Genomic DNA, 25,097 nt, shown 5'->3' with positions numbered 1-25,097 from the left:
CTTCGTAACGGAGTCTGGATCGGTAGACCTTCTTGTGTGACGCGAGTGCAACTGACGGATGAGGAATGGGAGTTCGTCGAGCCGTACCTGCCGATCGGCGAGTACGGTCCGTACCCCGAGCGGCTGCGGCAGCAGTTCGAGGGGGTGATCTGGCGGTTCAGGACCGGCGGGCAGTGGCGGGAGATGCCGCAGGAGTTCGGTGCCTGGTCAACCGTCCACAACCGCTTCCGGCAATGGCGTGACGCCGGCGTCTTCGAGGCGCTGCTGGAGGGCCTGATCGCGGAAGCCGCGAAGCGGGGTGAGATCGATCTGTCCCTGGTCAGCATCGACTCCACCACCGCGCGCGCTCACCACGACGCAGCCGGGATGCACCTGGGCCAGGACGTCCTCACCGCCCTGGAGAAGGCTGCTACCGAGGCGGAGAAGGCCAGGTCAAAAGGGGCAGCCTCGAAGAACAAGACGGACAGGACACTGAAAACGATCCCGGGCGGGAGGAACGACGACGCGTCCGGCGTCGGCGAAAACTCCGGCTGAAGGCCGCCCTCCTGGGACGCTCCAGGGGCGGGCAGACCAGCAAGGTCCACCTCGCCGCCGACCGCAAGTGCCGCCCGCTGGCGTTCGTGCTGACAGCGGGCCAGGCCGCGGACAGCCCGCAGTTCATCCCCGTGCTCAAGCAGTTACGGGTCCGCGGGCCCGTCGGCCGCCCCCGCACCCGGCCGGAAGCGGTCGCCGCCGATAAGGCCTACTCCTCCCGCGGGAACCGGGCCCACCTGCGCAGGCGCGGCATCAAGGCAGTGATTCCGGAGAAGAAAGACCAGGCCGCAAACCGGAAGAAGAAGGGCTCCGCAGGCGGTCGACCCGTCAGCCACGACGCCGCCCTTTACAAGGAGAGGAACACCGTCGAGCGTCTGATCAACAAGCTCAAGGCCTGGCGAGGCATCGCCACCCGATACGACAAGACCCCAGACAGCTACCTCGCCGGCCTCCACCTACGAGCCTCGATGATCTGGATCAACTACCTCACCCGGCCCACCAGCTGATCACGACTCGATACGCGCCCTAGTACTGCAACGGTGCTTGTTCTGATTGCTGGGCAGTTTTCAGGGGCTGTGTCCGCGTCGTTTGTAGTGGCTGATGCGGGCTTGGTGCTGGCGTCGTCGGCGCCAGGTTGACCAGTGCAGGATGTGGTCGGCCGGGGTGGGGCGGCGGTTGGTGAGGCGGGTGATCAGGCGTCGGATCTCGGCGAGGCTGAGGTGGATGAGCTGGGAGGATCCGTTTCTGCTTTGTCCGTGTCGAGCTGGCGGGCCCGCAGGACAGTCAGACAGGCGTGGGCGGCCATGGCCAGGGTCATGTGGCGGTGCCAGCCCGGGTAGCGGCGGACCTGGTAGTCGTCCAGGCCGCACTCCTGCTTCGCGGTCTGGAAGCATTCCTCGACTGCCCAGCGGCTGCCCGCGATGCGGATCAGCTCGTCCAGCGTCGTGTCGGCGGGACAGTAGGCGATGTAGTAGGAGATCTCCTCGGGCCTGCTCACGCTTCGGCGGGCGAGGACCCAGTGCCGGCGGTCCTCGCGGTGCCAGGGCCGCACCTCGACGCGGGCCCAGTCGAAGATCCGCCGGCCGTGGGCTCCTTCACCGCAGGAACGGCGTTTCCATTTCTGCCGCGGCAGGCCGGGAAACAGGTCGTGGACGGGGTGGTCGATGGACCAGCGGGTGACGACGGTGTCGTGCCGGGTGGTGGCCATGACGTGGAAGACATCCGCCTGTTCCAGCTCGAACCGCCAGCCCTTGCTGAAGCCGTAGGCGGCGTCCGCCGTCACCCAGCCGAACGGGATACGGTCGGCGATGGCCCGGCGGACCATCGCCTTGGCCATGGCCACCTTCGTCTCGAAGGCGACACTGTCGTCGATGCCCGCCCGCCGGCACCGTTCCCGGTCATCCGTCCAGGAGGTGGGCAGATACAGACGGCGGTCGATCAGAGTGCGTCCACGGCCGGTGGCGTAGGCGAGGAACACACCGATCTGGCAGTTCTCGGTGCGGCCGGCCGTTCCGGAGTACTGCCTTTGCACCCCGGCCGAACGGACGCCCTTCTTCAGAAAGCCGGTGTCATCGACGATCAGGACGGCCTCGCGGTCTGCGAGGTGTTCCACGACGTAGTCGCGTACGTCGTCCAGGACCTCGTCGGCGTCCCACTCGATCCGGTTCAGCAGCCGGTGGATGCGATCGGGACCCGTATGCCCGGCCTCCTCCGCCAGCGTCCAGCCGTTCTTCCGCTCCAGCGGCGCAACCAGCCCACGCATGTAAGCCAGCGCCGACTGACGCGGCTCCTCCCGGTTGAACCGGTGCACGAACCGCTCATGCAGAGCACCCAGTTCCCCCGCCCACAACCTGACACCAGCAAGGTCCCCACCCATAACAACACCAACGACTGAACTGGCCAGCAGTCACGGCAAAGACCGTTGCAGTACTAGTCCCGGTGTTCACAGGATGCCCGATCCTCCGGGCCCCAGGAGGCCGGACCACAGGGTGGCTGATGCGCTCAAGGCGCCTGGCCCGGGACTACAAGCGCCGGTGCGACTCCAGCGAGGCGCTGATCCTGTGGTCGATGACGATGCTCATGAACCGCCGCCTCGCACGCGGCCGTTGATCGCGAACCGTCCCGAGGGTTCCTTGACGGCCCAGCCCCGCCGCACCAGGCGGTTCGCCTTGGACCGCACCCCTTCCACCTTCGCCGCCACCGGCTCCACCCCGAGCCCGGAAGCCAGCTCCTTGCAGGTCAACGAGACCTCAGCAGCGGCCAGCACCGTCATGATCCGCCGATACTCCGGCGACAACGCCGAGACCTCAGGCCCCTCACACCGGGCCGGGACCACCGAGCCCGGCATCGCACCCCCAGCCGACGGCGACGCCGACGACGGCTCAGGACCGGCAGGCCCCGGCGCGTCCGTCGTCGTCGTACCGTCCGGGCCGGAGAGCACCTCGACCACGGTCTCCCGTGAGACGACGAACCGCTCCCAGCCGAGCTCGGCATCCCGAACCTCCACGACCGCACCGACACGACGTGTCCTTGCTGCCACGGAACCCACAACACCATGCCTGACCAGCACGAACTCGGCAATCAAGTACGGAAAGACAACGGCTGGTGAAGTGCTGGGCGAGTGCAGGCCGAACCGGAACGGCGCGACCTTCCTGGCGTTCCTGAAGAAGGCCGTCAAGCCACATACGGGGAAGGAAATCCATATCGTCCTGGACAGCCTCTCCACGCACACCACCCCGGACGTGAAGGCGTGGCCGGCGAAGAACCTCGTCACCCGGCAGTCCATCCGCCGCGGCACGTTCGCGAGCGTCAACGTCCGGCCGAGCGTGATCGCCTGCAGTCGGGCGCCCACCACGATCCGCACGCGCTGCTCGGGGCACGAGATCCTCGTCAAGGTCCGACTCGTCCAGACCAGCGTGAAGAAAACTCGTCAATAACAACGCGAAGTAACGAAATCAGGATCAGCAGACGCTAGTTCGCGCACTCAACCCAAATCGGGAGTTCGACGAGACCGTTCATGACCCCAGTATCGTGGAAACGCAGCTCTGACGGCTCCACGGTCAGGCCGAAACTCGTTGTTCCCGAGAGAAACGTGCGCAGGGCCTGCGCCGCAATCAGACGTGTGACTGGAATGCCCAGGCATGAATGCCGCCCACGACCAAACGTCAGATGTTCGAAATCCTGACCGCGAGTGGGGTCAAACCTGTGAGCATCGGGAAGTGCTGACGTGTCCCTGTTGCAAACGTCCACCCCGATGACGAGCAAAGTACCTGCGGGAACTGCGTACTCGCCTATCACGGATGGCTGCTTCGTCATCCGATAGATCCCCCGCGCAATCGGGCTCGCGTACCGCTGCACCTCATGGACGAGGCCAGGCAGCAGCGTCTCGTCATCGCGTACGAGACTCTGAGTCCTCGGATCTTGCGCCAGGCAGAGGATTCCATTCGTAATCAGTGCCGCCAACACCTCGACACCCGACAGCGCGAGCAGTCGAGTGTTCGCCGCAACCTGTCGATCGTCGAGAGAAGGTAGTTCCGCCATCAGGTCCGACACGAGGTCATCGGCGGGGTGAGCACGCCTGTCGCGCACCCAGTCGACGAGCGTGGCGTCAAGTTCGCGCACCGGGTATCCCCGGTAAACCGCGGTCCTCAGGGCCGAGACGAGGTTTTCGTCAAGTCCAAGCAATCGCGACATGACACTGTCGGCGATGGGCACGCCGATCGACGCGACCGCGTCGAGCCTTCCCAGGGCGAGCGCGCTCTCGATCGAGTGTTGGACATCCTGAATCAGTTGGTCCGAGACATCGCGCACGCGAGTATCGATGACCCTCCGAAGTGCGCGCCGTACGCGACGATGCTCTTCCCCATCGGTTTGGTTGACCGCGAAGACCATCTCGGACATCGAATCCGGATGCGACTCGGCCGGCTCGTCGAAAACGCTCGCCATGAGTTCGCCCGCACTGCCGTAGGTTTCGACGTCGGACAAGATGCGGGTGGCTTCGCGGTGATCGTTGACGAGCAGTCCCACTCCTGCCGATCCCATGCGCATCGGAACGACGGTGGCGGCTGGATCCGCCGCCCCTCGCGACACGGTCCGCTCATCGAGTGTCTTGCGGAAGAGAATGTTGCCTTCAGACACACCAGACTCCTTGCCTTACGGCAATACCCACACATTGGTCGCCGGAACGAAAGACGAGGTCGTGCAATTCAAGAGCGTGCAGACTGGCCGCTTCTACGGGGGTGATCGTGTGCCCCCAACGGCTTTCGTCAAGAACGGCTGCCGCCGGTTCCGAGCGGTCGATATCGACGCGGCGACGCTCCCCGTAGCGTGTGTCCTCAACGGCTAGGAACGCCGGACCGCGCCGAACGACAAGGGATTCTCCCTGCTGCGCCGACCACGCAAAGGTGCCGTCCGGCTGCCGTGGCGGGTCGAGGTGGCGAAGGCACCCGACCTCGAGGGCGCCACAGTCGCCGCTCCACGAAACCCGCAAACCAACGCCGCGCGCGTCGCGGAGCAGCGCGATCAAGGAGACGAGTTCGCGATCGCCCATCTCCGACATGGCAAAGTGACCGGCCAGTCGAACCCCGGCGTATCCCGACCGGGTCAGGGTGACGAGATTCTCCCTGCCCTGCATCGAGTGGAGATTCACTGGCGCGAAGAGCCTTCGTCGGTTCGACCGCCGCTCTGCTGTCTGCTTCGTCACCAACGCAATCCTGTCGCGAGCGCCAAATAGGTGGAATCCTCATGAAAAACGATGCCGAGCTCCGTCCAATTCTCGACGAGCTCTTCGAGCTGACCTTCCCGCACTGCAATCCCGAGCGAGCGCATCGTGGAACCGAGTGCAGGAAGCGTTTTGCCCTTGGCCAGTGCACGGTAGGCCTCGGCCTCGAGACCCGGTTGAAGCACCACCTCACGAGAGGGCCAGGCAGGCCGGTCGTCGACGACGACGAGCGAGTCGTCCGGCGCCGGCAGAGCGACCAGCCGAGAAATCGATGCGGTGGCCTTCCAGTTCGCGACCGCTTCGCGCAACATCTCACCCGTCTCAGGTGATATGCCAGCGGGCTCGGACTCAAACACGTAGACGAGATCATCGAGGGCGTCCACTACCCCCTCGTAAGCGCTCACCAGGTTGCGCGAGGGACCGAGAGCCCGGAGACCGAGTTCTGGATCGTCGAAGTAGGGGCTGAAGCGTTCCAGTTTGATCGGGAACGCCCCGGCGGGCGGCGTCAGATGATGGAGGGATGGGAGCGATTCGATCAATGCCGTGTAGTCGCGGTCATGCTCCCCGGGGAAACCCACGAGGATGTTCCACGACGGATAGATCCTGCAGGTGGCACAGTCTCGTAGGAATCGGACGTTCTGCCACCCGGTCACCCCCTTGCGCATGATGCGTAGGATGGGTGTGCAGAGGCTCTCGACACCCGGTTGCAGTTGCGTGAAACCGGCGCGCGCAAGGGACTCGAGTTGACTGAAATTGAGGTTCGACTTCACCTCGGCGAACAACCGGACGTCCCATTCAGCGGGCAGCGCCATATCCGTGGTCAGTCGAACGACATGTTCGGGCGCCAAGATGTTGTCAGAAAACACCAGGTCAAGCACGTTGTGCCGACGGACAGCCCGGCTGGCCTCCTCTTGCACGCGCTCGGCAGGCTTTGCCCGATGGGCCATGGCCGACCCGTTCAAGCCGCAAAATGTGCAATGGTGCTTCGCACCCCACCAGCATCCGCGGCTGGCCTCCAGAGGAATCTTGACATCGACGAGTTGAGCGACCGGAGACTTCCGCAAATCGCGGAAATAGTGATCGTAGACGGGCTCCGGCACCGCGTTCATGGAGACGGGTTTCGGTCCGATGGGGTTGCTTACCGTGGCTCCATCGATGTCGGATCGCCAGCACAGGCCAGGCACGGCACGCAGCAGTTCGTCATGCCTGTTCTCGTCACCGCTACGACATCCCGCGATGTGGGCGATGAGGGGCGCGATCGAGTGCTCCGCCTCGCCCCGGATCACGTAGTCGAACTCCGCGCGAGCACGGTGGACTGCCGTACCTTGAACGCCGTCGCAGTTCGCCCCGCCGAGAATCGTGACGATGCTTGGGTACAACTCCTTGACGCGGTGCGCGAGCGCGAACGAGGCAATGTTCTGATCGAACGTCGTCGTCAACCCCAGGACATCGACACCTGACGTTACGAGATCTCGGGCCAACTCATCGATGAAGGCGGGCGCCGCGCGAAACAGCGCACAATAGGCATCAACGTGCTCACTGTCGCTCACGAGGTCATAGAAACTCGTGTGGCGTGGGTCGATACCGGGGCGGAAACAGCTGGAGAAGACCCATTCGCCGACCCCGAACACTTCAGCATCGACGATCAGTTCGTAGTGCTCACGTTCGAGGCCCGCCTCCCGGACCAAGAAGTCGAGCCACCGAATATTGGCATAGACGACGTCGAGCTTCTCAACTTCTCCGCGCTGCTCGAACAACGGAGCGATCGTGCTCAGCGCCAGTGAGGGCATGTCAACCACGGCCCAGGGCATGCAGACCAACGCAACCGAAAGGGCGTCCTCGTGCACGACCGGCGGGATTGGATCCAGCACCGGCCGGTTGTGCCCGATCTGCATCAATTCCACTTCGGCTCCTCATCGTTGGTCTGTTTCAGGATGCCTTTTGATCGGCGGGCTTCTCGATCTCGGTGGTCACCCGCGCCCCTCGGAAGAGCACCGGGAGCCACAGGAGACATGCCAGCAGGGGGGCCGCGGCGTAGGTGGCCATGCCCACGCTGGAGCCCAGGCCGTCCATGAGCGCGCCGAGGACGAGATAGCCGATGCCGATGAGCACCGACTCCACGAATGCGATCATCGACAGCAGGCTCGCCCGGTGGCGCGACGGCACTGACTCGTTGAACACGTTGTCCACGAGCACGGCGGTGATCTCGGGAATTCCGACCAGGACCAGGAACGCGGCGATGGTGACCCAGACAAGGCCGAAGCCGCTCAGGCCGAGCGCCACGGCGAGCATCAGGAGAGACACCGGGACGATGATCCGATACCCGATGCGCCGGTCCGCGCGGTCCGACAGCAAGGGAGTGAGCCCGCCGACGAAGAATCCCGCCGATATGACCACGCTGACCAACGCGGTGCCCGCTCCCTGATCGGAGAGGGTCTTCTGGGTGAAAATGATGTACGGCGTCAACGTCGCATGCATCAATCCGGACACCACGACAAGCGTCACGAGCGCCGGCGTGGCGACCCGAAGCATCGCCCGCCATGCCGTGGCGTCGCGGTGCGCCTCCTCGGCTCCGTCCTGTTCGTCCACCGCGTCCGCGCCGCGGATCTCGGGCACCCGTGACGTCAGCACCACCACGGCCAGGACGAGGCACGCCGCCGAACCGACGTAGACGACTCCCCAGGAAATCTGCTGCAGTTGGCCGCCGAGGGCGATGGCGGCTCCCGAGGTGACCGTCCCGAGCATGGTGAACCGGGACTTGATCTTGACGTAGCTGGCCGTTGCACCACGACGCACGAGCAGGTCGTACAGCAGGGCGGTGTCCGAACCGGACACACATGCCATGCCCACGCCCTGCCCGATGAACAGCGCCAGGAACACCCAGTAGTTGGAGAACGTCCCCTGACCGAGCAGACATCCAGCGATCAGCACCTGGCCGATCACGATGCTGGCACGCCTGCCGATTCGGTCGGCGATGATTCCTGTCGGCATCTCCGCAACTCCGCTGACCAGGAAGATCAGTGTCTGCAGTAGGGCCACTTGCCCGACGGAGAAGCCTCGCTCATAGAGGAAGAGGACGAATACGCCGCGCTGGAACAGCGCGTTGGCGAGCACGGCGTATACATAGAACGGCCGCGTGACACTTCGTGCTGCATCGTCGACCGAAGCCGACCCGCCAAGGGCCTCCGTGGTGGTCATGCTGCGGGCTCCCCCTGGTGACTCCGGTGATCATTGGTGTTGGGACTCCGCCGTCTACCGGAACCTCCAGTCCGTACTTCGCGCAGGACATTGGGCCGACCCTCCGGCAACCGTTGCCGGCGCCGCGGCCATCCTCGGTGGAGGTGCCAAGTGCTGGAACCGGTAGCGTGCATGTCCTGGAAACGGTTGCGCACATCTTGGAGCCAGCGTGGGCGTGAGGTCAGGGAAATCCCGGATCTCGTCACGTGGTTCCCGGGAGGACGGCCGTGGGCGGCGACTGCGTCCTGTGAGGGTACCGGAGCCTGGTCGGCTCGCACGCGAGTTCTGTGACCGCCTGGAATCAGGATTTCCGCCGTCCTGAAGCGAACGAAGCGCTCAGAGCGTGTTTGAGAGCTGGCTTCGTCCGCCCGAAGGGCGGCGGGCCGAGCGGGACCTGGTGCGTGCGAGCGCAGGGCGGAAGGCCTCGTTCGGACGGGAAGTACGGGCGCGGCGTTCCAACGTAGCGGGGGCGCGTGCCAGGCCCCGTTCGGCAGGAGGCAGATCTCGAACACTCTCTCAGACACACCAGATCCCCTGGCGCACGGGAAGGCCCACACAGTAGTCGCCAGAAGAGAAGGCCAAGCCGTCCCGGGTGAGGCCGCGCATGCCTGCCCGCTCCGTGGCCGTGATCTCGCGTTCCCAGTCGACGGCCTCGAGAACGTTCGCCTCGGGTGTGGAGCGGTCGATGACGATGCGTCGGCGGGGACCTAGACGCGTGTCGTCGACGGAGATGACCGTCGGACCGCGCCGTGCGAGGAGCTGCGCATCAGCTCGTGGCGACCATACGAAGGTGCCGTCAGACCGACGCGGCGGATCGAGGTGCTGGAGGCATCGGACGTCGAGGTCGCCGCATTCGCCGCTCCACAGGACCCGCAGGCCGACGCCGCGCGCGTCGCGCAGCAGTGCGATCAGGGCGACGAGATCGCGATCGGGCATGGACGGCATGACGTGATGTCCGGCCAACCGCACTCCGGCGTAACCCGTTCGCGCCAGGGAGACGAGGTCCGCCCGATTGCCGACGGAACGGAATTCCATCGTCGCGAACAGGTGCCGACGGCTCGTCCGCGGGCGTGCTGCCGGCGGGGTCACCAACGCAGTCCCGTCGCGGGTGCCAGGTACGTCGAACCCTCACGGAACGTGAGCCCGAGCGTGGTCCACTCCTCGACGAGCGCTTCGAGTCGGCCATCGATCACTGATATCACTTACCAGCTCACGGGCATCTTCTTGACGCCGTACCCGAGCCCGTCGTCCATGAACGGGAGGTCGCCGAGGTCGACGGCCAGGGCCAGTGTCGGAATGCGCCGGAACAAGGCGGCGAACACGACCTGGAGCTCCAGGCGGGCCAGCGGTTGGCCGGTGCACTTGTGCACACCGAACCCGAAGGCGAGATGCTGGCTGGCATCGCGGCGCAGGTCCAGCTCCCCGGCACCGGGGAACACGCTTTCGTCGCGGTTGCCGATCTCCTCCGGGAGGATCAGACCCTCGCCGGCGCGGATCACCTGCCCGGCGATCTCGATGTCCTCCACGGCCACGCGGCGACGGCCGGGCTGGACGGTGGTCAGGTACCGCAGCAGCTCGTCGACGGCCGCGGCGACCTCGGGGCCGTCGGAGTCCTTCAACACGGTAATTTGGTCGGGATGTTGCAGCAGGGCCAGCGTGCCCAGCGCAATCATGCTGGCCGTGGTCTCGTGCCCCGAGATCAGCAGGAACAGGACCAGCATCACCAGCTGGTGCCGGTTCAGCTGGCCGGTGGCCAGCCGTTCGGTGGCCAGCTGGGAGAGCAGGTCGTCTTCGGGGGCAGCGAGCTTGCGGCCGATCAGCTTGGCCAGGTAGTGATACAGCTCGCGCTCGGACTTGTTCACGACGTCGTCCGGGACGTCGCTGCTGGTCATCGTCCTGATGGCGTGCTGGAAGAAGTCGTGGTCCTCGTAAGGGACGCCGAGCACGTGGCAGATGGTCATGGACGGAATCGGCAGGGCGAAATCCGCCACGAAATCCGCCGGCTTCGGGCCGGCCAGCAGAGCATCGATGTGGTCGTCGACGACTTGCTGGACTGTGGGCCGCAGTTGCTCGACCTTGCGGGGGGTGAACGGCCGGGCGATCATCCGGCGCAGCCGGAGGTGCTCGGGGCCTTCCATGGCGGTCAGGAACTGGCCTTCTTCATGGTGGTCCTGCAGAAACTGACTGTGGAACGGGTAGCCCGGCTGCATCCAGTCCGCGCTGACCCGGCGGTCCGACAGCAGCGCGCACTGCTCCGCATGCCGCGTCACCAGCCACGGAGTGCTGCCGTCCCACAGCCGGACTCGGACCAGCGGCGCCCGTTCCTGTAGTTCGGCGAGCTCAGGTGCCGGATCCAGCGGACAACCAGGCGCCCTGGGAATCGGAAAGAACGGGACTGCCGTGGATTCCAGATCAGGAACGTTGGCCTGCGAAGACGTCACAATCCTAGCTCCGTCCCGAATGTCACATAACGGAAGACACATTAAAAGTGGGGGCCGGTGGCACCCACACCCTCCAGGCTGATGCAGGAACCGTGGGCCGAGTGTTCGTCGGGAGACGATCCCTCAGCCTCAAGAAACCTCATGACCGCCGGCAGGAAGACCCTGCCGAATGCCCTGAATGACTGGGCTCGCTGAATGGAGTGATCGCCGAATCGGCTTCCGCGGCCCGCGGATTCCGGTGCCTTGACCTTTTGCGCCACATGGCGGGAAACCATCCATGTTCAGCCCTTGTCCGCTGAAGGTGAGCAGCATCAAACGGCGACCTTTCCGCTTGGCACTGTTCCGGACCGGCAGCAGCCTACCCAGACTCGATCAAGACCTACAAGGGGCGGGAAAGGCCCGGCATCCGTCGGTCGGCGGACATCGGGGCAGGTACGCGATGTGGGAGTTTGTGCACGCGAGCCTCTGCCGGAACCGCACGGGCCGTCAGCAGTTCCTGTCCCCCGAATGCCCCCACCCGGAGCGGTGAAGCACTGCTTCCCCCTCTGGCACGACAAGGGCCCCGACCAGGACATTCACGGCCTGCTGCGTTGACAACCGCGGGAGAAGCGGAATCGATTGGCCATCGGCGGTCTCCTCGCTTCCTCCGGATCAGGCAGACCCGGGATCATCGTGTCCGCCACTCAGGGAGAGGCCCCCACCAGCAGGGCCGCCCCCCCCCGTACGCGATCAGATTCGGATCATCGAACCGCACCGAGACCCGCCCTGCGGCGTGGGGAGATCGCCTCTCGGAAGTGCCCTCGTGATCCTGTGTGCCGGAAGCCTGAAGAACTCCCATCGTCGCAGGCCACAGGGCACGTCCTCATTCCCGGCAACATCACTGCCGCACATCGGCCGATGGATCCGGGATCAGGTGTGGCACCGGGAATCGTGTTGACTCCCCATTGACGAGACGCCAAAGACTGTATGAGATAAGGATGTTGGAGCCAGTCAAGGCAAAGAGGGGACCACGATGACGCAGGAAGTACAGGAACGTCCGGTGATCGCGATGGACGAGGCGGAGCCGGACATGGTGCTCTTCTCCGACGAGGAAGGTCTTGACCTCGCCGATGATGTCGAGCTGATCACCCTGTCATCGGCTACTTTGGGCGCCATCGTTGCGCGGCGCTGCTGATCGCATCTGATGCCGACTCCGAAACGACTGGCCCTCTCGTTTGCTGGGGAGGGCCAGGTGTCGGTTCGATCGTCCACGCGGCATGCTCGCGTGACGCTCGGCCGGCCCTTGATCAATTCCGATGTCAATTCTCCGTTCTTCGTTCCTCTCGGACTGCTCTGCATTGCCTCACCACTGAAGGCGCACGGTCATCCCACCGTCGTCGTCGACCTGGAGTACGAGCACCGGATCGGTGCCTTCGAGCCCAGTGATGCTGACTGGCTCGACCAGACCTGCGCTCGCTTCCTCGCCGCCGATCCCGACGTTCTCGGCCTCACCTGTCTCGCGGACACCCTCCCGGCATGCCTTCTCATCGGGCGTCAGGTCAAGCGGCTCCGGCCCGATGTCACGGTGGTTCTCGGTGGACCCGGGACGTTCGGTGTCTTCCCCGATGCCCTCCCGCGCTTCGCCGACTGCGTCGACTTCGTGTGCCGCGGTGAGGGAGAGCTCGCGATCACCGCTCTCGCGGATGCCGTTGCCGACGGGGCCGATCCCGCCGAGGTACGCGGCTTCTGGTCGTGCAAGAACGGCCAGGCCGTGTCCAGCGGGCCTCAGCCGACCACGAACCTGAACCTCGTGCCGATGCCCGCGTATGACGCCGTCCCGATGGGCGACTACATCCGGCTGTCGACCCCGCACATCTTCGACGTGCACATCGGCTCCGGGTGTACCTACTCGTGCAAGTTCTGCATGACGTCGACGTTCTGGGACCGCGACTTCCGCATCAAGGATCCCGCGGTCATCCTCGACGAGCTTCGCTTCCTGCACCGCACCTACGGGGTGACCCAGTTCAACTTCCTGCATGACAACTTCGCCAACAAGCGCACGTACCTCGACGAGTTCGTGTCCTACTTCTCCGAGCACAACGACATGTTCGAGTGGGGCTGCGCGGTCCGACCGGACAATGTCAACCCGTCCCTTCTGCGGCGCATGGCCGACGCGGGATGCTTCAACATCTTCTGCGGCACGGACGCGGGGTCGGAGAAGATCCTCAAGGCCATGCTGAAGATGCCCTCGACGAAGCGGACCTACGAGTTCTTCCGGTCCGCCCAGGAAGTCGGCATCCAGTTCGAGACGAACACGATCGTGGGATACCCGGACGAGAGCGCCGAAGACCTCGAGAAGGCACTGGAGGTCGTCTTCGACGCGATCGCCTACGGTGCCGTCAACAGTGACCTCAGTGTGCTTCAGCCGCTTCCAGGCGCTGAGATCACGGATGAGTACCGGGCTGCACTCGAACCGCTCGAAAGCGGACTCGACGTCATGGGCACCTTCCTCCCGTCGGACGTCCGCGCGCTCATCAGGGACGATCTGGCGACCTTCACCGGATTCAGCTTCATTCGCAGCGGGAATCGCGACTACGAGTACTACCAGGACGTGTTGCGCCTTTCACGGTATTTCACGCGCCGCTATTACCACTTGCTGCGATTCCTCAAGCAGGGTGCGGGACACACGTACGTTGAATTCATCGACGCACTGCTCGAACGGGCTGCAATGCCCATCGAGGAAGCGCTCGCTGAGATTCTGGCGCACATGGAGGGCGTGCATGCGCAAGCCGCCAGGGCGCTGTTCGCATACGACTCGATGCTTGCGGAGTTCCGGGGGGACGAGGTCGAGGAAGAGCTCGTCAACGTGTACCGGCGGCCCGCCACCGTGGAGGAAAAGCCGCATTTCCTGATCGCGGACTTCGATGTCGACGTCGTCACGATGATTTCCGACCCGCGCGAAATCACCTGGAAGCCGGAGCTGAGCCGTCCGACGGTCGTGGTCGTGTATCGCGCAAGTGAGGCAGAGGTGTCGACTCTCCGCCTGACGCCGGCGCAGGCCAAGGTGTTCAAGGCCCTCATGCCGCGCGGGCGGGAAGAACGCGAAGCTCTCCTCGCGAACATCGCCCCTGGCCGGCTGCGCGAGGTCGCGACGGCGGTGGCAGAGTTGTGTGCGCAGATCGACGCCTCGCCGGACGCCCCCCAACGGACTCCTCCGGTGGTCGACAGCCCCCTCGTGGCCACGTGAACGTGACGCGCCCCGTCATTGTCGAGGTGGACGACGACCCGATTCGATGGCACGGGCCCACGGGAGGCGACTACCTGAGCCGTTGGTTCGCCGCGGCGAGCCAACGCAGCCGGCTCGATCTCATGTGGGTCGCGGACGACGGGCTGAGCCAGCACTACCGCGTCCAGCGGGGCGCGTCCTTCTCCGACGGGAGCCCGGTGCGTGCGCGCGATCACGCCCGGGCGATCCGGACCGCACTCACGGTTCCGTCGCTCCAGCGGTTCCTGCGCGACATCCGCGCGGTCCGCACATCGAAGGACGCGCTCGTCATCGAGCTCCGCCGCCAGGCGCCTCACCTTCCCAGCCTGCTCCGGAGCGTCGATCTCGCTCCGATCTCGTCGTGCGGGCAGCTGTCCTCCGGTACGTACGAGCGTGCCGTGCGCACCGCCGATGACGAGTACTGGCTCGAACCCGTCAAGGCCGGCACGCCACCTGTGCGGGTGCTCGTCCGCCGCGATCCGCACGACGCCCCGGAGAGGTTCCGGCGGGGCGAGGTCGATGTGACGTGCGCGACGGCGTTTCCGCTCGACCGCGTCCCGGACTTCACGGACAGCCAGGTGTTCCACACGGCACCGACCGCGATCGAGATGCGTCTGGAGATCAACCCCGACAGCCCGTCGGCGGTGGGCGACGCGGAGTTCCGTCGCCGGCTCCTCGGCGCGATTCGCTACGACCGCCTTGTCGCACGGTGCTGGAACGGTGTGGAGGCGGCGGCGCCCGACCACCACGTCGAGGCACCGCCCAGCACCGTCGGCTCCGGCGTACGGCTGCGCCTGGGGTACTGGAACTACTACCCCAACCGGGACGTGGCCGAAGAGGTCGCGACCCAGCTGACCGAGAACCTCGGTGTCGAGGTCGAGCTGGCACCCGCCGACTTCGTCTCGGGCTCGGCGCAGTCCTGCGACGTGCTCCTCGCGTTGCGGGGCCCGCTCTTCGAGGATCCGATCTGTGCTCTGGACCTGCTCGACCCGGCGCGCCGTGACCCCGTCCTCGCGCCGCTGCTGCACCGGCTGTCCGAAGTCCCGGACGACGATGCGGCGTACGACGAGCTGCGTCGAGCGGTCCGCGAGCAGTGTCCCGTCCTGCCGCTCCTGCGTCTCCGAGGCCACTGGCTGCAGCGCGAGGCACTGGCAGGTCGGCCCTGGCCACCGATGGGCGCCGTGCGCTTCCCCCGGTTCAGCTGGAACGCCGATTCTCCGTGATCTTCGTCAAACGGTGATCTCGCTACGAAGGAAGGCCAGGGATGGCTGACGGAATCGACCGCTACGTTCTCTCGCCCGCGGCGACCTGGTCCCGCGACGGCGACGAGCTGCGCGTTTTTTCCGACGAGGTACTGCTGGTCCGACGCTGCCCTGAATCGATGTTCGAATGGCTCAAAGCGGTCTCCGACGAGCCGGCCGGCCTCCCAGCGCCGAGCGGAAGCCGAGTGGACGCCATCGTGCGTACGCTTCTTCAGCTTCGCCTCGTAGTCGCACCGTTCGACCGTTCGTGGCACTCGTCCGCTTGGAGGAACCAGGTCGAGTACTTCGCGGCCTTGGGTCTGGATGCCGGCGCGGCACAGGATCGGCTGCGCGCGGCGCACGTGACCGTTCTCGGCGTCGGCGGCATCGGCGGCGCGGTGCTGGCTGAGATCGTGGGTGCGGGCGTGGGCGGGCTCACGCTCGTGGACGGCGACCGGGTCGCGCTGGAGAACTTGAACCGCCAATATCTCTACCGGCGTTGTGACGTCGGACGGGCAAAGGTCGATGTGGCCCGCGAGTGGGTGCGTGAGCGCCTCCCTGAAGCGGAGCCGACCGCTGTCATGGAAACCATCACGACCAGCGAGGCGTTGGTGCCGTACCTGCGCGAAGGTGGGTTCCTCGTTGTCGCGGCCGACCGTCCTGCATCGCTGCCGGAACTGTGCGCTCAAGCCTGTCTTGAGCGCGGAGCGTCGATGATCACGGGAGGCTGCGGCCTCCGAGTAGGGTCGAGTGGCCCGCTGATCCGGCCCGCCGATGTCCCGGCCTTCATCGCGTCACGCCAAGAGGCAAAGGCCACGACCGGAGCCGCGGTCACACCGATGGCGGCCTCGTTCGGCCCGGTCAATACGCTGGTGGGCGCGACGATGGGCCGTGATCTCATCTTCGGCATACTCGGTGTGAGCGCCCGAACGACTTCGCATCGCGTCGAGCTGCTGGGGACGGCTTTGACCTGAGAGTGCGGAAGGTTAGCGCTGGCCTCGATCTTTCGTGAGGGTCCGTCAGCTTTTCGTCGGACCCTTCGGTTTGCTCGGGTGGGGTTCCTGGCGTGTGCGGGTTGAAGGCCCGGCTGTCGTGAGGCGGCGCGCCGGCCTCTCTGATCCAGGCCAAGGACAAGCTGTTCGAACGCCGTCGCGCACGTCGTGCCTACCTCGATGCCAACGCGGCCCTCCGCGACGGACGCACGAGCCTGCGCAGGGGTTACCTCCGCGGCCACGATGCACCGCATCAGTCACACCCTTTCCTCCGCCCTGGCCTGGGGCGTCAAGACAGAGAGCGCCTTCCAGAAGAACGGGGCCAAGTTCGTCGAACTGTCGGCCGTCACACTGCCCAAGCCGCGCATGACAAGACCCTGAACAGCTCTTTCACGGAGACCCTTCCGCCTGGCAGAAGCCGCCTTGCGCGGCGGTCGCGGCCCTCAGGAACCTGAGTCCACCACGGCACGCGGGGCGAGGGCGCCCCGCTCTCAGAGACGGGAACCTCTGCCATGCCTCACACGACAGCCTTCGCCAGGAACCAGTGGTACGTCGCCGCCTACAGCCACGAGGTGGGGCGGGAGCTGCTCGGCCGGACGATCCTCGGTGAGACCCTCGTGCTGTACCGCACGGAGGAGGAGGGGACGCCGGTCGTCCTGCACGACCGCTGTGTGCACCGCCGGTACCCGCTGTCCGAGGCCCCGACCCGGCTCGACGGCGACCGGATCGTGTGCGGGTACCACGGGTTCACGTACGACACGACCGGTACGTGCGTGTATGTGCCGGGGCAGAAGCGCGTCCCGCGGACGGCGCGCGTGGCCTCGTACCCGGTCGTCGAGCAGGACTCCCTGATCTGGGTGTGGATCGGCGACCCGGCGCTCGCCGATCCGCAGAGCATCCCGCGGGCCAAGCACCTCGACTCCCCCGGCTGGGTCACCGTGCGCGGCATGGAGCCCATCGACTGCGACTACGGCCTCCTCGTCGACAACCTCCTGGACCTGTCCCACGAGACCTACCTCCACGGCGGCTACATCGGCACCCCCGAGGTCGCCGAGACGCCGATCACCACCGAGGTCGACGAGGGCGCGGGCATCGTCCGGGTGAGCCGGCACATGGCCGACGCGGAGTGCCCGCCGTTCTACGCCAAGTCGACCGGCATCGAGGGCCGGATCACCCGCTGGCAGGACATCGAGTACCACGCCCCCTGCCTCTACCTGCTGCACAGCCGGATCGCCCCGGTCGGTGTGCTGCCCGAGGCGGACGGCAGCGACCCGAACGGCTTCCACACCGAGATCACGTACGCCATCACCCCGTCCGGCGACGGCAAGGTGTACGACTTCTGGGCGGTCTCCCGGGACTGGGCGACGGACGACGACGAGGTCACCGAGTTCCTGCGCGGCAACAACCACACCGTCGTCATGCAGGACGTGACCGCCCTGAACCTGCTCCAGCGGACCCTCGGCACCGAGCGGCACGGCTACCAGGAGCTGAGCATCAACATCGACACCGGCGGCCTGGCCGCCCGCCGTATCCTCGCCCGGCTGGTCGAGGAGGGCGACAAGCCCGTGGAGAAGGTCCTGTGAGCGCCGGCCCCACCGGCGAGATCTACCGCATCGACTGGCTGCCGGGCACCGACGTCCTGCACGGCACCTGTCACTGCGGCCGCGAGCACACCTCGCAGGACCCGATCGAGATGTGGGAGTGGATGCTCGCCCATCCCCAGGGACACCAGCCTCAAGGACACGAGAGTCAGGGACACGAGACCCAGGGACACGAGCCGCAAGGAAACAGCTCATGACCGTGTACGAAGCCGAACTCGTCGTCGCCCAAAGGAAGTTCGCGGCCGACGGCGTGCTCGCCCTCACCCTGCGCCACCCCCTCGACGAGGAGCTCCCCGCGTGGGAGCCGGGCGCGCACATCGACGTCGTTCTCGGTCCCGAGCTGGAGCGGCAGTACTCGCTGTGCGGTGACCCGGCGGACCGCTCGGCGTGGCGGATCGCCGTACTGCGGGAGCCGGAGGGACGGGGCGGATCCGCCCATGTGCACGAGGAGTTGAGTCAGGGCGACAAGGTGCGGGTGCGCGGGCCGCGCAACCACTTCGCCCTGCGGCCCGCGCCCCGCTACCGCTTCATCGCGGGCGGCATCGGCATCACGCCGATCCTGCCGATGCTGGCGGCGGCGGAGGCCGAGGGGGCGGAGTGGACCCTGCTGTACGGCGGACGGACCCGCCGGTCCATGGCGTTCGCCGAGGAGTTGGGCCGTTATGGCGGCGACCGCGTCACCGTCGCCCCGCAGGACGAGACCGGTCTTCTGGATCTCGCCTCGGTGCTCGACGACGTTCCCGAGGGCACGCTCGTCTACTGCTGCGGGCCCGGGCCGCTGCTCGACGCGGTGGAGGCGCGGTGCCCGGCCGGGCTGCTGCAGGTGGAGCGGTTCGCACCGAAGGAGCAGGAGGACGGCGAGAACACGGAGTTCGAGGTCGAGCTGGCGCAGAGCGGCAGGACGGTCACCGTGCCCGCGGACGTCTCCGTGCTGGACGCCGTGCGCGGCGCCGGTGTCGAGGTGCTGTTCTCGTGCACGGAGGGCACCTGCGGCACCTGCGAGACCGATGTCCTCGACGGCACCCCGGACCATAGGGACTCCGTACTCACGGCCGAGGAACAGGAGAGCGGCGAGACGATGATGATCTGTGTGTCCCGGTGCCGTGGGAAGCGGCTCGTGCTGGACCTGTGATCCTGAGGTCGGCCTCGATCCGGGCCACCGCCGCGAGCAGATACGGCAGCAGGTCCGTACGGATCGAGTCCACCGAGGTGCGGCCGGCGTGCACCGCGATGTTCACGCCGGCCACCACCTCGCCGTCCGGCTCCCGCACCGGGGCGGCGACCGACCGGAGCCCCTCCTCCAGTTCCTGGTCGACGATGGCGTATCCCTGCCGGCGGACGCGCCGCAGTTCCGCCCGCAGGGCGTCCGGCGAGGTGATCGTGCGAGCGGTCAGGGGCTTCAACCCCGCTCGGGTGAGCCGGAGTTCGACGTCCTCCTCCGGCAGGTGGGCGAGGATCACCCGGCCCACCGACGTCACGTACGCCGGGAATCGGGTGCCTACCGTGATGGACGCCGTCATGATGCGCCGGGTCGGTACCCGCGCCACGTACACGATGTCGTCGCCGTCCAGGACGCACAGCGACGACGACTCCCGTACGTGCGCGACGAGTTGCTCGAGGTGCGGCTCGGCGATCTGCGGCACGGTGACGCTGGAGAGGTAGGAGTAGCCGAGTTCCAGCACGCGCGGGGTGAGGCGGAAGAGGCGTCCGTCCTGGTGGACGTAGCCGAGGTCGACGAGGGTCAGCAGCAGGCGGCGGGCGGCGGCGCGGGTCAGGTCGCAGGTCTGGGCGACCTCGCTGAGCGTGCGGGCGGGGTGCTCGGCGTCGAAGGAGCGGATCACGGCGAGGCCGCGCTCGAAGGACCTCACGAAGTGCGGTGCGCGGTCTCCCGGAAGCATCGCCACCTCCAATAGTGTCAACAATGTTGTCGGCGAACTCATTGACCTGGACCGGTTGAGACTTCTACCTTCCCGCTGAGCCTTCCCGCGCACTACTGTGCGCCTTGCGCACAACCTGTCGGAACACCGCTGCACCGTTGTCTGTACAGGAGGAGCCATGCGTCGTCTGTCGGCCGGTCTCACCGCCGGCGCCCTGCTGCTCGTCGCGACGGCCTGCGGCTCGTCCGACGACGGTTCGTCGGACGCGGGCGCGTCGTCCGGCGGTGTCACCACCGTCAAGCTCGGCCTCATCCCGATCGTCGATGTCGCGCCGCTGTATCTCGGCCAGAAGCGGGGATTCTTCGAAAAGCAAGGTCTCAAGCTGGAGTTCACCCCCGCCCAGGGCGGCGCGGCGATCGTGCCCGGCGTGGTCAGCGGGCAGTTCCAGTTCGGGTTCAGCAATGTGACGTCCCTGATGGTCGCCCAGACCAACGGCGTTCCCGTGAAGGCGGTCGCCAACGGCATCGCCTCGACCGGCGTACGGGGCAAGGACTTCAACGGCCTGATGGTCAAGAAGGACAGCCCGATCAAGTCGCCGAAGCAGCTGGAGGGCAAGAAGGTCGCTATCAACACCCTGAAGAACATCAACGAGACCGCGGTCCGCCAGGCCGTGCGCCAGGACGGCGGCGACCCCGACAAGGTGACCCTCGTCGAGATGCCCTTCGACCAGATGCCCGCCGCCCTCGACAACGGCCAGATCGACGCCGCCTGCGTGGTCGAGCCGGCGACCGCCACCATCCGCAGCCAGGGCGGCCGGGAGATCGCCTCGCCGTTGGTCGACGTCGCGCCGGAGGTCACCGTCGCGATGTACTTCACCTCGACGCAGTACGCGCAGCAACACCCGGACGTGGTCAAGAAGTTCCAGGAGGCCACCGCCGAGTCCCTCGCGTACGCCGAGGCCCACCCGGACGAGGCCCGGCAGATCGTCACGACGTACACCAAGATCCCGGCGTCGGTGCTGGAGCAGGTGATCCTGCCGAAGTGGCCGAGCGAGCCGAACCGCGCCTCCGTCGAGGCCCTCATGAAGCTCGGCGAGGAGGACGGCCTCTTCAAGAAGACGCCCGACCTGGACGCGCTGCTGCCGTGAGGGGCGGGGGACGTATGAGGGACACGACCGCGTGAGGGGCGGCAACGTCGCACTCGGTGCGGCCGGGCTCGCGGCCTTCCTCGCCCTGGGCGAGGCGGCGCCGCGCCTCGGCCTGGTCAAGGAGGCGTACTTCCCGCCGACGAGCCGGATCGCCGAAGCGCTGGTGGACGAGGTCGCCGACGCCGCCTTCTGGAGCGCGCTCGGCGACACACTCACCGGCTGGGCGCTGGGCCTGGCGATCGCTTCCTGTGCGGGCATCGTGGTCGGCGTGCTCGTCTCCGTCGTGCCGTACCTGCGCGACGCGACCGCCTCCACCATCGAGTTCCTGCGCCCCATCCCGTCCGTGGCGCTGATCCCGCTGGCGGTGCTGCTCTACGGCACCGAACTGAGGTCGGTGCTCCTGCTGGTGGTGTACGCCTCCTTCTGGCAGGTACTGATCCAGACCCTGTACGGCGTCCAGGACGTCGACCCCGTCGCCGAGGAGACAGCACGCAGTTACGGCCTCGGCACCTGGGCGCGCGTGCGCCATGTGCTGTGGCCGACCGCCCTGCCGTACGTCATGACCGGCGTGCGGCTCGCCGCCGCGGTGGCGCTGATCCTCGCGATCACCACCGAACTCGTCATCGGTGCCCCGGGGTTGGGCCGGCAGATCGCGGTGGCGCAGACCTCGCAGGCGGTGCCGGAGATGTACGCGCTCATCGTCGTAGCCGGGCTCCTGGGGCTGCTCATCAACGTCGGCGCGCGTACGGTGGAGCGGCGGGCGCTGGCCTGGCACCAGTCGGTGCGCGGGGAGGTGGCGGTGTGATCGTGCGCTTGCTGCGGAGCCTGTTCTTCGTCGTCGCGCTGCCCGTGGTGCTGGTCGCCGTGTGGTGGGCGGCGTCGGACGGCAGCACGGACCCGTTCTGGCCGCCGCTGCGGACGATCCTCGACACCTTCCCGGACGTCTGGACGGCCGACCGCCTGCGCACGGACGTCGTACCGAGCATCCTGCGCCTCCTGGGCGGCTATGCGGTGGCCGCCGTGGCCGGCGTGGCGGTCGGCACGGTGATCGGCTCCTACCGCAGGGTGCGTGCGGTGTGCGAGCCGGTCCTGGAGTTCCTGCGGGCCGTGCCGCCGCCCGTGCTGGTCCCGGTCATCATGCTGTTCGCGGGCATCGGCGACAGCATGAAGATCGTCGTCATCGCGAGCGGCTGCGTCTGGCCGATCCTGCTCAACACCGTGGAGGGCGTGCGCGCGGTCGACTCGGTGATGCTGGAGACGGCCCGCTCGTACGGCGTCACGGGCATCGCCCGGCTGCGCCGTCTGGTGCTGCCCTCGGCGAGCCCGCAGATCTTCGCCGGACTGCGCCAAGCCCTCTCCATCGGCATCATCCTCATGGTCATCAGCGAGATGTTCGCCGCCAACAACGGCATCGGCTTCACCGTCGTCCAGTTCCAGCGCAGCTTCGCGATCCCCGACATGTGGACCGGCATCCTCGTCCTCGGACTGCTCGGCTTCCTGCTCTCCGTTGTCTTCCAGCTGGTCGAGCGCCGGGTGCTCGGCTGGTACCGCGGTCTGCGCGCGACCACCCGGCGGTCCTGAGTGAACACCGTGAAGGGCGGGTCCATGCTCGACGTACGCGGCCTGAAGAAGGTCTACGAGGGTTCCGGACGGCGCGTGGAGGCGGTGCGCGACCTCACCTTCACCGTCGACGCGGGCGAACTGGTCTGTCTCGTCGGCCCGTCGGGCTGCGGCAAGACGACCCTGCTCAAGTGCATGGGCGGACTGCTCACGCCGACGAGCGGTGAAGTGCTCCTGGAGGGGCGCAAGGTGAGCGGCCCGCCGCCCGGGATGGCGTTCGTCTTCCAGGAGTACGGGCGCAGCCTCTTCCCCTGGATGCGGGTCGGCGAGAACGTCGAACTCCCGCTGAAACAGAAGGGATTGAGCAGAACACGGCGGCGAGAGCTGGTGCGGGACGCGCTGGAGTCGGTGGGGCTGACGGATGCCGAGGGGGCGTATCCGTGGCAGCTGTCCGGCGGGATGCAGCAGCGGGTCGCCATCGCCCGGGCGCTGGCGTACGAGCCCCGTGTGCTGCTGATGGACGAGCCGTTCGCGGCGGTGGACGCGCAGACCCGGGCCGATCTGGAGGACCTGGTCCGGGGGCTGTGGCGGGAGCGGGGCATCACGATCCTCTTCGTCACCCATGACATCGACGAGGCCGTGTACCTGGGCGAGCGGGTGCTCGTCCTGTCCGCCTCCCCCACCGTCGTCCAGGAGCAGCTGAAGGTCGATCTGCCCGCGGAACGCGACCAGTTGCACACCCGCGTGGACCCGCGCTTCGCCGAGCTGCGCACCCATGTGTACGCGCAGATCCAGGCGGCGAAGCGCGGGGTCGTCCAGGACGCGGTCACGAAGTCGGATACGCCTCCACTTCACTGAACCGGCCCGCCGGCCGGCCGCCTACGGCCCGGGTGACCCTGACGGGGCGCCGCCGACGACCTGAACGCCGGCGGTGCCCCGTTCAGTCCTCGGGAGTGGGCACCACGTGCAGGTGGGCCGGGGCGCGCCGGGCCCCTCGGGCCCGGGGCCGGTCGCGGCGCACCTCGCGCAGCACCAGCGTCAGCCGGGTGTACCCCATCTCCTGCAGGGTCCGGGGCGTCTCGTCGACGACCCGGCAGTCGGTGGCGCCCCAGCGCGGGTCCGGGTGCAGCAGCGGGCGTACGGCGCCGTCCTGGGCGACCGCCCGCTCGCCGACGGCGCGGATCCAGTGCGGCAGGCCCTGCCGGTAGGCGGCCTCCATGATCGGGTCCTGGGCGATCTCCCGGCGGATGGCCTGCAGGCCGTGGTCGTGGCCGTGCCGCTCCAGCGCGGCCGCGAAGTGGGCCAGCATCGGCAGGCACCAGCTGGACTCGTGCTCGCCGAGGACGGTGCTCGCGTCCGGATGGAAGAGCACGAACCTGAGGAGGTTGTCGCCGGGCATGGCCGTCGGATGGGGGCCAACGCCGCGGAAAAGTGACGCGAAAGCGGTGTTCGCCAGGACGACGTCCCAGCGGTGGTCGACGACGACGGACGGGAAGGGCACGGCCTCCACGAGGTCGGCGTAGTCACGCAGATACGCCTCGGCCTCGGGCCGCTCGGGGACGGGCCGCGGTACGGACCGCTGCCCACCTGCCTGATATGCCATCGGGAGGTCACCCCTCTTGCCTATGCGGCCTTCACATGGCGCCTTGATCCTGCTGCCCGCGCCGGAGCCGTGTCAACTATCGTGGCATTTCATGTCGGTTGACGGCTGAAATTGGACACAGTTGTGGCGAGACCTGGATGTGCGTTCGAACTACCCGGTAATCTCCGTCGAGTTCACGGCAACCGCTTGTGAGAAGCCTGTGAGAGACGTAGGAGATCTGTCGGTGACGGATGGCATCGAGGGTCCGGGCGCCACGCCGACGGCTGCGCTGCCGGCCGTCGCCGCTCGTGTCACCGCGCTCGCCGACCGCCTCGGCGTGCCGCACGCGGAGGTCTTCGACACCGGCCGTCTGTCCGTCGCCTCCGGCGTCCCGGTGCCCGTGGTCAAGGCCCTGCTCAGCGGCTATCCCGCGGGTGAGCCCGATGTACAGGCCCGGTTCCTGCAGCGACTCGACCTCCTGCGCCGCACCCGCCTGAAGCCGAACGGCCGCAAGTACACGCAGCAGGAGATCGCGGACGGCGCGGGCATGTCACGGCAGCAGGCTGGCGCCCTCATCAACGGCGACCGGCGCCCCACCATGGAGCACTGCGACGCCATCCAGCGCTTCTTCCGCGTCCACGCCGGATTCCTCACGGCCGAGGACCCCGAGGCGCTCGCGGGCGCCCTCCAGCGCACCGAGCAGGACCTGCTGCAGAAGCTCGCGGAGCGCGAGGCGGCCCAGGCCGCCGAGGATCCGCTGGAGAGACTCCTGCAGGACCACGGTGTGCGCGGCATCGCCTGGCGGGCCGCACAACTGCCCACCGACCAGCATCGCGACAAGGTCGCGGAGTGGCTGGACATGCTCTTGGAGAGCGTCAAGCGGCCCGAGTCGTGAACCGGGGAGAACGGGAGATCTGTGGG

At 67.1% G+C, this 25,097-nt stretch carries 24 protein-coding genes and 1 pseudogene; 15 read left to right on the top strand and 10 right to left on the bottom strand.

Features of this window, described 5'->3' with window-relative positions:
* Window positions 1-36: 36 nt before the first annotated feature.
* A pseudogene (locus ABIE67_RS39940) lies at window positions 37-1,040 on the top strand (IS5 family transposase).
* Between the two features lie 185 nt (window positions 1,041-1,225).
* Here ABIE67_RS39940 and ABIE67_RS39935 read toward each other — a convergent pair.
* Together ABIE67_RS39935 and ABIE67_RS39930 are read right to left on the bottom strand one after the other, a co-directional pair.
* Complete coding sequence (locus tag ABIE67_RS39935; RefSeq protein WP_370252597.1) at window positions 1,226-2,410, bottom strand: IS701 family transposase; 1,185 nt, start codon at window positions 2,408-2,410, stop codon at window positions 1,226-1,228.
* A gap of 201 nt (window positions 2,411-2,611) precedes the next feature.
* Entirely contained in the window at window positions 2,612-3,040 is a 429-nt protein-coding gene (locus tag ABIE67_RS39930; RefSeq protein WP_370266450.1) for a hypothetical protein, read from the bottom strand.
* 103 nt (window positions 3,041-3,143) lie between these two features.
* Here ABIE67_RS39930 and ABIE67_RS39925 point away from each other — a divergent pair, with 103 nt between their 5' ends.
* On the top strand, window positions 3,144-3,470 hold the full coding sequence (locus tag ABIE67_RS39925) for a hypothetical protein (protein WP_370266449.1): 327 nt from the start codon (window positions 3,144-3,146) through the stop codon (window positions 3,468-3,470).
* 34 nt (window positions 3,471-3,504) lie between these two features.
* Here ABIE67_RS39925 and ABIE67_RS39920 read toward each other — a convergent pair whose 3' ends face one another.
* The 6 genes from ABIE67_RS39920 to ABIE67_RS39895 all read right to left on the bottom strand — a co-directional run bounded on the left by ABIE67_RS39920 (window position 3,505) and on the right by ABIE67_RS39895 (window position 10,872).
* The gene (locus ABIE67_RS39920) at window positions 3,505-4,671 is read right to left on the bottom strand and encodes a cytochrome P450 (RefSeq protein WP_370266448.1); all 1,167 of its coding nucleotides are present in this window, start codon (window positions 4,669-4,671) and stop codon (window positions 3,505-3,507) included.
* Window positions 4,664-5,236, bottom strand: a complete 573-nt coding sequence (locus ABIE67_RS39915; RefSeq protein ID WP_370266447.1) for a DUF5825 family protein — start codon at window positions 5,234-5,236, stop codon at window positions 4,664-4,666. The genes ABIE67_RS39920 and ABIE67_RS39915 overlap by 8 nt, the downstream gene beginning before the upstream one ends.
* A complete protein-coding gene (locus ABIE67_RS39910; RefSeq protein WP_370269406.1) occupies window positions 5,233-7,149 on the bottom strand; it encodes a RiPP maturation radical SAM C-methyltransferase in 1,917 nt (638 codons plus the stop codon). The genes ABIE67_RS39915 and ABIE67_RS39910 overlap by 4 nt, the downstream gene beginning before the upstream one ends.
* 34 nt (window positions 7,150-7,183) lie before the next feature.
* Window positions 7,184-8,452, bottom strand: a complete 1,269-nt coding sequence (locus ABIE67_RS39905) for an MFS transporter (protein ID WP_370266446.1) — start codon at window positions 8,450-8,452, stop codon at window positions 7,184-7,186.
* Between the two features lie 555 nt (window positions 8,453-9,007).
* Window positions 9,008-9,526: a DUF5825 family protein gene (locus ABIE67_RS39900; RefSeq protein WP_370266445.1), complete on the bottom strand. Its 519-nt coding sequence runs from the start codon at window positions 9,524-9,526 to the stop codon at window positions 9,008-9,010.
* A 167-nt stretch (window positions 9,527-9,693) separates the two neighbouring features.
* Window positions 9,694-10,872, bottom strand: a complete 1,179-nt coding sequence (locus ABIE67_RS39895) for a cytochrome P450 (RefSeq protein ID WP_370269401.1) — start codon at window positions 10,870-10,872, stop codon at window positions 9,694-9,696.
* Between the two features lie 1,072 nt (window positions 10,873-11,944).
* Between ABIE67_RS39895 and ABIE67_RS39890 the strand changes: the two genes are divergently transcribed.
* The 8 genes from ABIE67_RS39890 to ABIE67_RS39855 all read left to right on the top strand — a co-directional run bounded on the left by ABIE67_RS39890 (window position 11,945) and on the right by ABIE67_RS39855 (window position 19,142).
* Window positions 11,945-12,106: a hypothetical protein gene (locus ABIE67_RS39890; RefSeq protein WP_370266444.1), complete on the top strand. Its 162-nt coding sequence runs from the start codon at window positions 11,945-11,947 to the stop codon at window positions 12,104-12,106.
* Window positions 12,107-12,214: 108 nt separating this feature from the next.
* A complete protein-coding gene (locus ABIE67_RS39885; protein WP_370266443.1) occupies window positions 12,215-14,158 on the top strand; it encodes a radical SAM protein in 1,944 nt (647 codons plus the stop codon).
* Window positions 14,155-15,399, top strand: a complete 1,245-nt coding sequence (locus ABIE67_RS39880; RefSeq protein ID WP_370266442.1) for a hypothetical protein — start codon at window positions 14,155-14,157, stop codon at window positions 15,397-15,399. Before ABIE67_RS39885 ends, ABIE67_RS39880 begins: the two co-directional genes overlap by 4 nt.
* Before the next feature lie 41 nt (window positions 15,400-15,440).
* A complete protein-coding gene (locus ABIE67_RS39875; RefSeq protein ID WP_370266441.1) occupies window positions 15,441-16,391 on the top strand; it encodes a ThiF family adenylyltransferase in 951 nt (316 codons plus the stop codon).
* Window positions 16,392-16,652: 261 nt separating this feature from the next.
* Entirely contained in the window at window positions 16,653-16,790 is a 138-nt protein-coding gene (locus ABIE67_RS39870) for a hypothetical protein (protein ID WP_370266440.1), read from the top strand.
* A gap of 131 nt (window positions 16,791-16,921) precedes the next feature.
* Window positions 16,922-17,992: a Rieske 2Fe-2S domain-containing protein gene (locus tag ABIE67_RS39865; protein ID WP_370266439.1), complete on the top strand. Its 1,071-nt coding sequence runs from the start codon at window positions 16,922-16,924 to the stop codon at window positions 17,990-17,992.
* Window positions 17,989-18,207, top strand: coding sequence for a hypothetical protein (locus ABIE67_RS39860; RefSeq protein ID WP_370266438.1), 219 nt, complete (start codon window positions 17,989-17,991; stop codon window positions 18,205-18,207). Before ABIE67_RS39865 ends, ABIE67_RS39860 begins: the two co-directional genes overlap by 4 nt.
* Window positions 18,204-19,142 carry a 2Fe-2S iron-sulfur cluster-binding protein gene (locus tag ABIE67_RS39855; protein ID WP_370266437.1) on the top strand — a complete coding sequence of 313 codons (939 nt, stop codon included), beginning with the start codon at window positions 18,204-18,206 and terminating at the stop codon, window positions 19,140-19,142. Before ABIE67_RS39860 ends, ABIE67_RS39855 begins: the two co-directional genes overlap by 4 nt.
* Here the strand turns inward: ABIE67_RS39855 and ABIE67_RS39850 are convergent.
* Window positions 19,057-19,908, bottom strand: a complete 852-nt coding sequence (locus ABIE67_RS39850; RefSeq protein ID WP_370269396.1) for an IclR family transcriptional regulator C-terminal domain-containing protein — start codon at window positions 19,906-19,908, stop codon at window positions 19,057-19,059. The genes ABIE67_RS39855 and ABIE67_RS39850 overlap by 86 nt on opposite strands.
* A 157-nt stretch (window positions 19,909-20,065) precedes the next feature.
* Here ABIE67_RS39850 and ABIE67_RS39845 point away from each other — a divergent pair, with 157 nt between their 5' ends.
* The 4 genes from ABIE67_RS39845 to ABIE67_RS39830 are packed head-to-tail and all read left to right on the top strand — an operon-like array spanning window position 20,066 to window position 23,452.
* On the top strand, window positions 20,066-21,034 hold the full coding sequence (locus ABIE67_RS39845; protein ID WP_370266436.1) for an ABC transporter substrate-binding protein: 969 nt from the start codon (window positions 20,066-20,068) through the stop codon (window positions 21,032-21,034).
* Window positions 21,035-21,065: 31 nt separating this feature from the next.
* Complete coding sequence (locus tag ABIE67_RS39840; protein ID WP_370266435.1) at window positions 21,066-21,839, top strand: ABC transporter permease; 774 nt, start codon at window positions 21,066-21,068, stop codon at window positions 21,837-21,839.
* Entirely contained in the window at window positions 21,839-22,615 is a 777-nt protein-coding gene (locus tag ABIE67_RS39835; protein WP_370269394.1) for an ABC transporter permease, read from the top strand. The genes ABIE67_RS39840 and ABIE67_RS39835 overlap by 1 nt, the downstream gene beginning before the upstream one ends.
* Before the next feature lie 24 nt (window positions 22,616-22,639).
* Window positions 22,640-23,452: an ABC transporter ATP-binding protein gene (locus ABIE67_RS39830; RefSeq protein WP_370266434.1), complete on the top strand. Its 813-nt coding sequence runs from the start codon at window positions 22,640-22,642 to the stop codon at window positions 23,450-23,452.
* A gap of 82 nt (window positions 23,453-23,534) precedes the next feature.
* Here the strand turns inward: ABIE67_RS39830 and ABIE67_RS39825 are convergent, their stop codons facing one another.
* Complete coding sequence (locus ABIE67_RS39825) at window positions 23,535-24,197, bottom strand: hypothetical protein (RefSeq protein ID WP_370266433.1); 663 nt, start codon at window positions 24,195-24,197, stop codon at window positions 23,535-23,537.
* Window positions 24,198-24,420: 223 nt separating this feature from the next.
* Here ABIE67_RS39825 and ABIE67_RS39820 point away from each other — a divergent pair, with 223 nt between their 5' ends.
* Window positions 24,421-25,071 carry a helix-turn-helix domain-containing protein gene (locus tag ABIE67_RS39820; protein ID WP_370266432.1) on the top strand — a complete coding sequence of 217 codons (651 nt, stop codon included), beginning with the start codon at window positions 24,421-24,423 and terminating at the stop codon, window positions 25,069-25,071.
* The last annotated feature ends 26 nt before the right edge of the window (window positions 25,072-25,097 follow it).

Origin of the sequence: Streptomyces sp. V4I8, from assembly GCF_041261225.1 — a bacterium.
In the GTDB taxonomy this organism is placed as follows: domain Bacteria; phylum Actinomycetota; class Actinomycetes; order Streptomycetales; family Streptomycetaceae; genus Streptomyces.
Note: the sequence above shows the minus strand (reverse complement) of the source record. Positions and strands in the feature narration are given on the sequence as shown.

Bases quoted from the DNA above. Each gene is read 5' to 3' on its own strand.
- ABIE67_RS39870 (WP_370266440.1), top strand. From the start codon at position 16,653: ATGCACCGCATCAGTCACACCCTTTCCTCCGCCCTGGCCTGGGGCGTC.
- ABIE67_RS39900 (WP_370266445.1), bottom strand. From the start codon at position 9,526: ATGGAATTCCGTTCCGTCGGCAATCGGGCGGACCTCGTCTCCCTGGCG.
- ABIE67_RS39935 (WP_370252597.1), bottom strand. From the start codon at position 2,410: ATGGGTGGGGACCTTGCTGGTGTCAGGTTGTGGGCGGGGGAACTGGGT.
- ABIE67_RS39910 (WP_370269406.1), bottom strand. From the start codon at position 7,149: ATGCAGATCGGGCACAACCGGCCGGTGCTGGATCCAATCCCGCCGGTC.
- ABIE67_RS39865 (WP_370266439.1), top strand. From the start codon at position 16,922: ATGCCTCACACGACAGCCTTCGCCAGGAACCAGTGGTACGTCGCCGCC.
- ABIE67_RS39890 (WP_370266444.1), top strand. From the start codon at position 11,945: ATGACGCAGGAAGTACAGGAACGTCCGGTGATCGCGATGGACGAGGCG.
- ABIE67_RS39830 (WP_370266434.1), top strand. From the start codon at position 22,640: ATGCTCGACGTACGCGGCCTGAAGAAGGTCTACGAGGGTTCCGGACGG.
- ABIE67_RS39850 (WP_370269396.1), bottom strand. From the start codon at position 19,908: ATGCTTCCGGGAGACCGCGCACCGCACTTCGTGAGGTCCTTCGAGCGC.
- ABIE67_RS39905 (WP_370266446.1), bottom strand. From the start codon at position 8,452: ATGACCACCACGGAGGCCCTTGGCGGGTCGGCTTCGGTCGACGATGCA.
- ABIE67_RS39825 (WP_370266433.1), bottom strand. From the start codon at position 24,197: ATGGCATATCAGGCAGGTGGGCAGCGGTCCGTACCGCGGCCCGTCCCC.
- ABIE67_RS39875 (WP_370266441.1), top strand. From the start codon at position 15,441: ATGGCTGACGGAATCGACCGCTACGTTCTCTCGCCCGCGGCGACCTGG.
- ABIE67_RS39845 (WP_370266436.1), top strand. From the start codon at position 20,066: ATGCGTCGTCTGTCGGCCGGTCTCACCGCCGGCGCCCTGCTGCTCGTC.
- ABIE67_RS39855 (WP_370266437.1), top strand. From the start codon at position 18,204: ATGACCGTGTACGAAGCCGAACTCGTCGTCGCCCAAAGGAAGTTCGCG.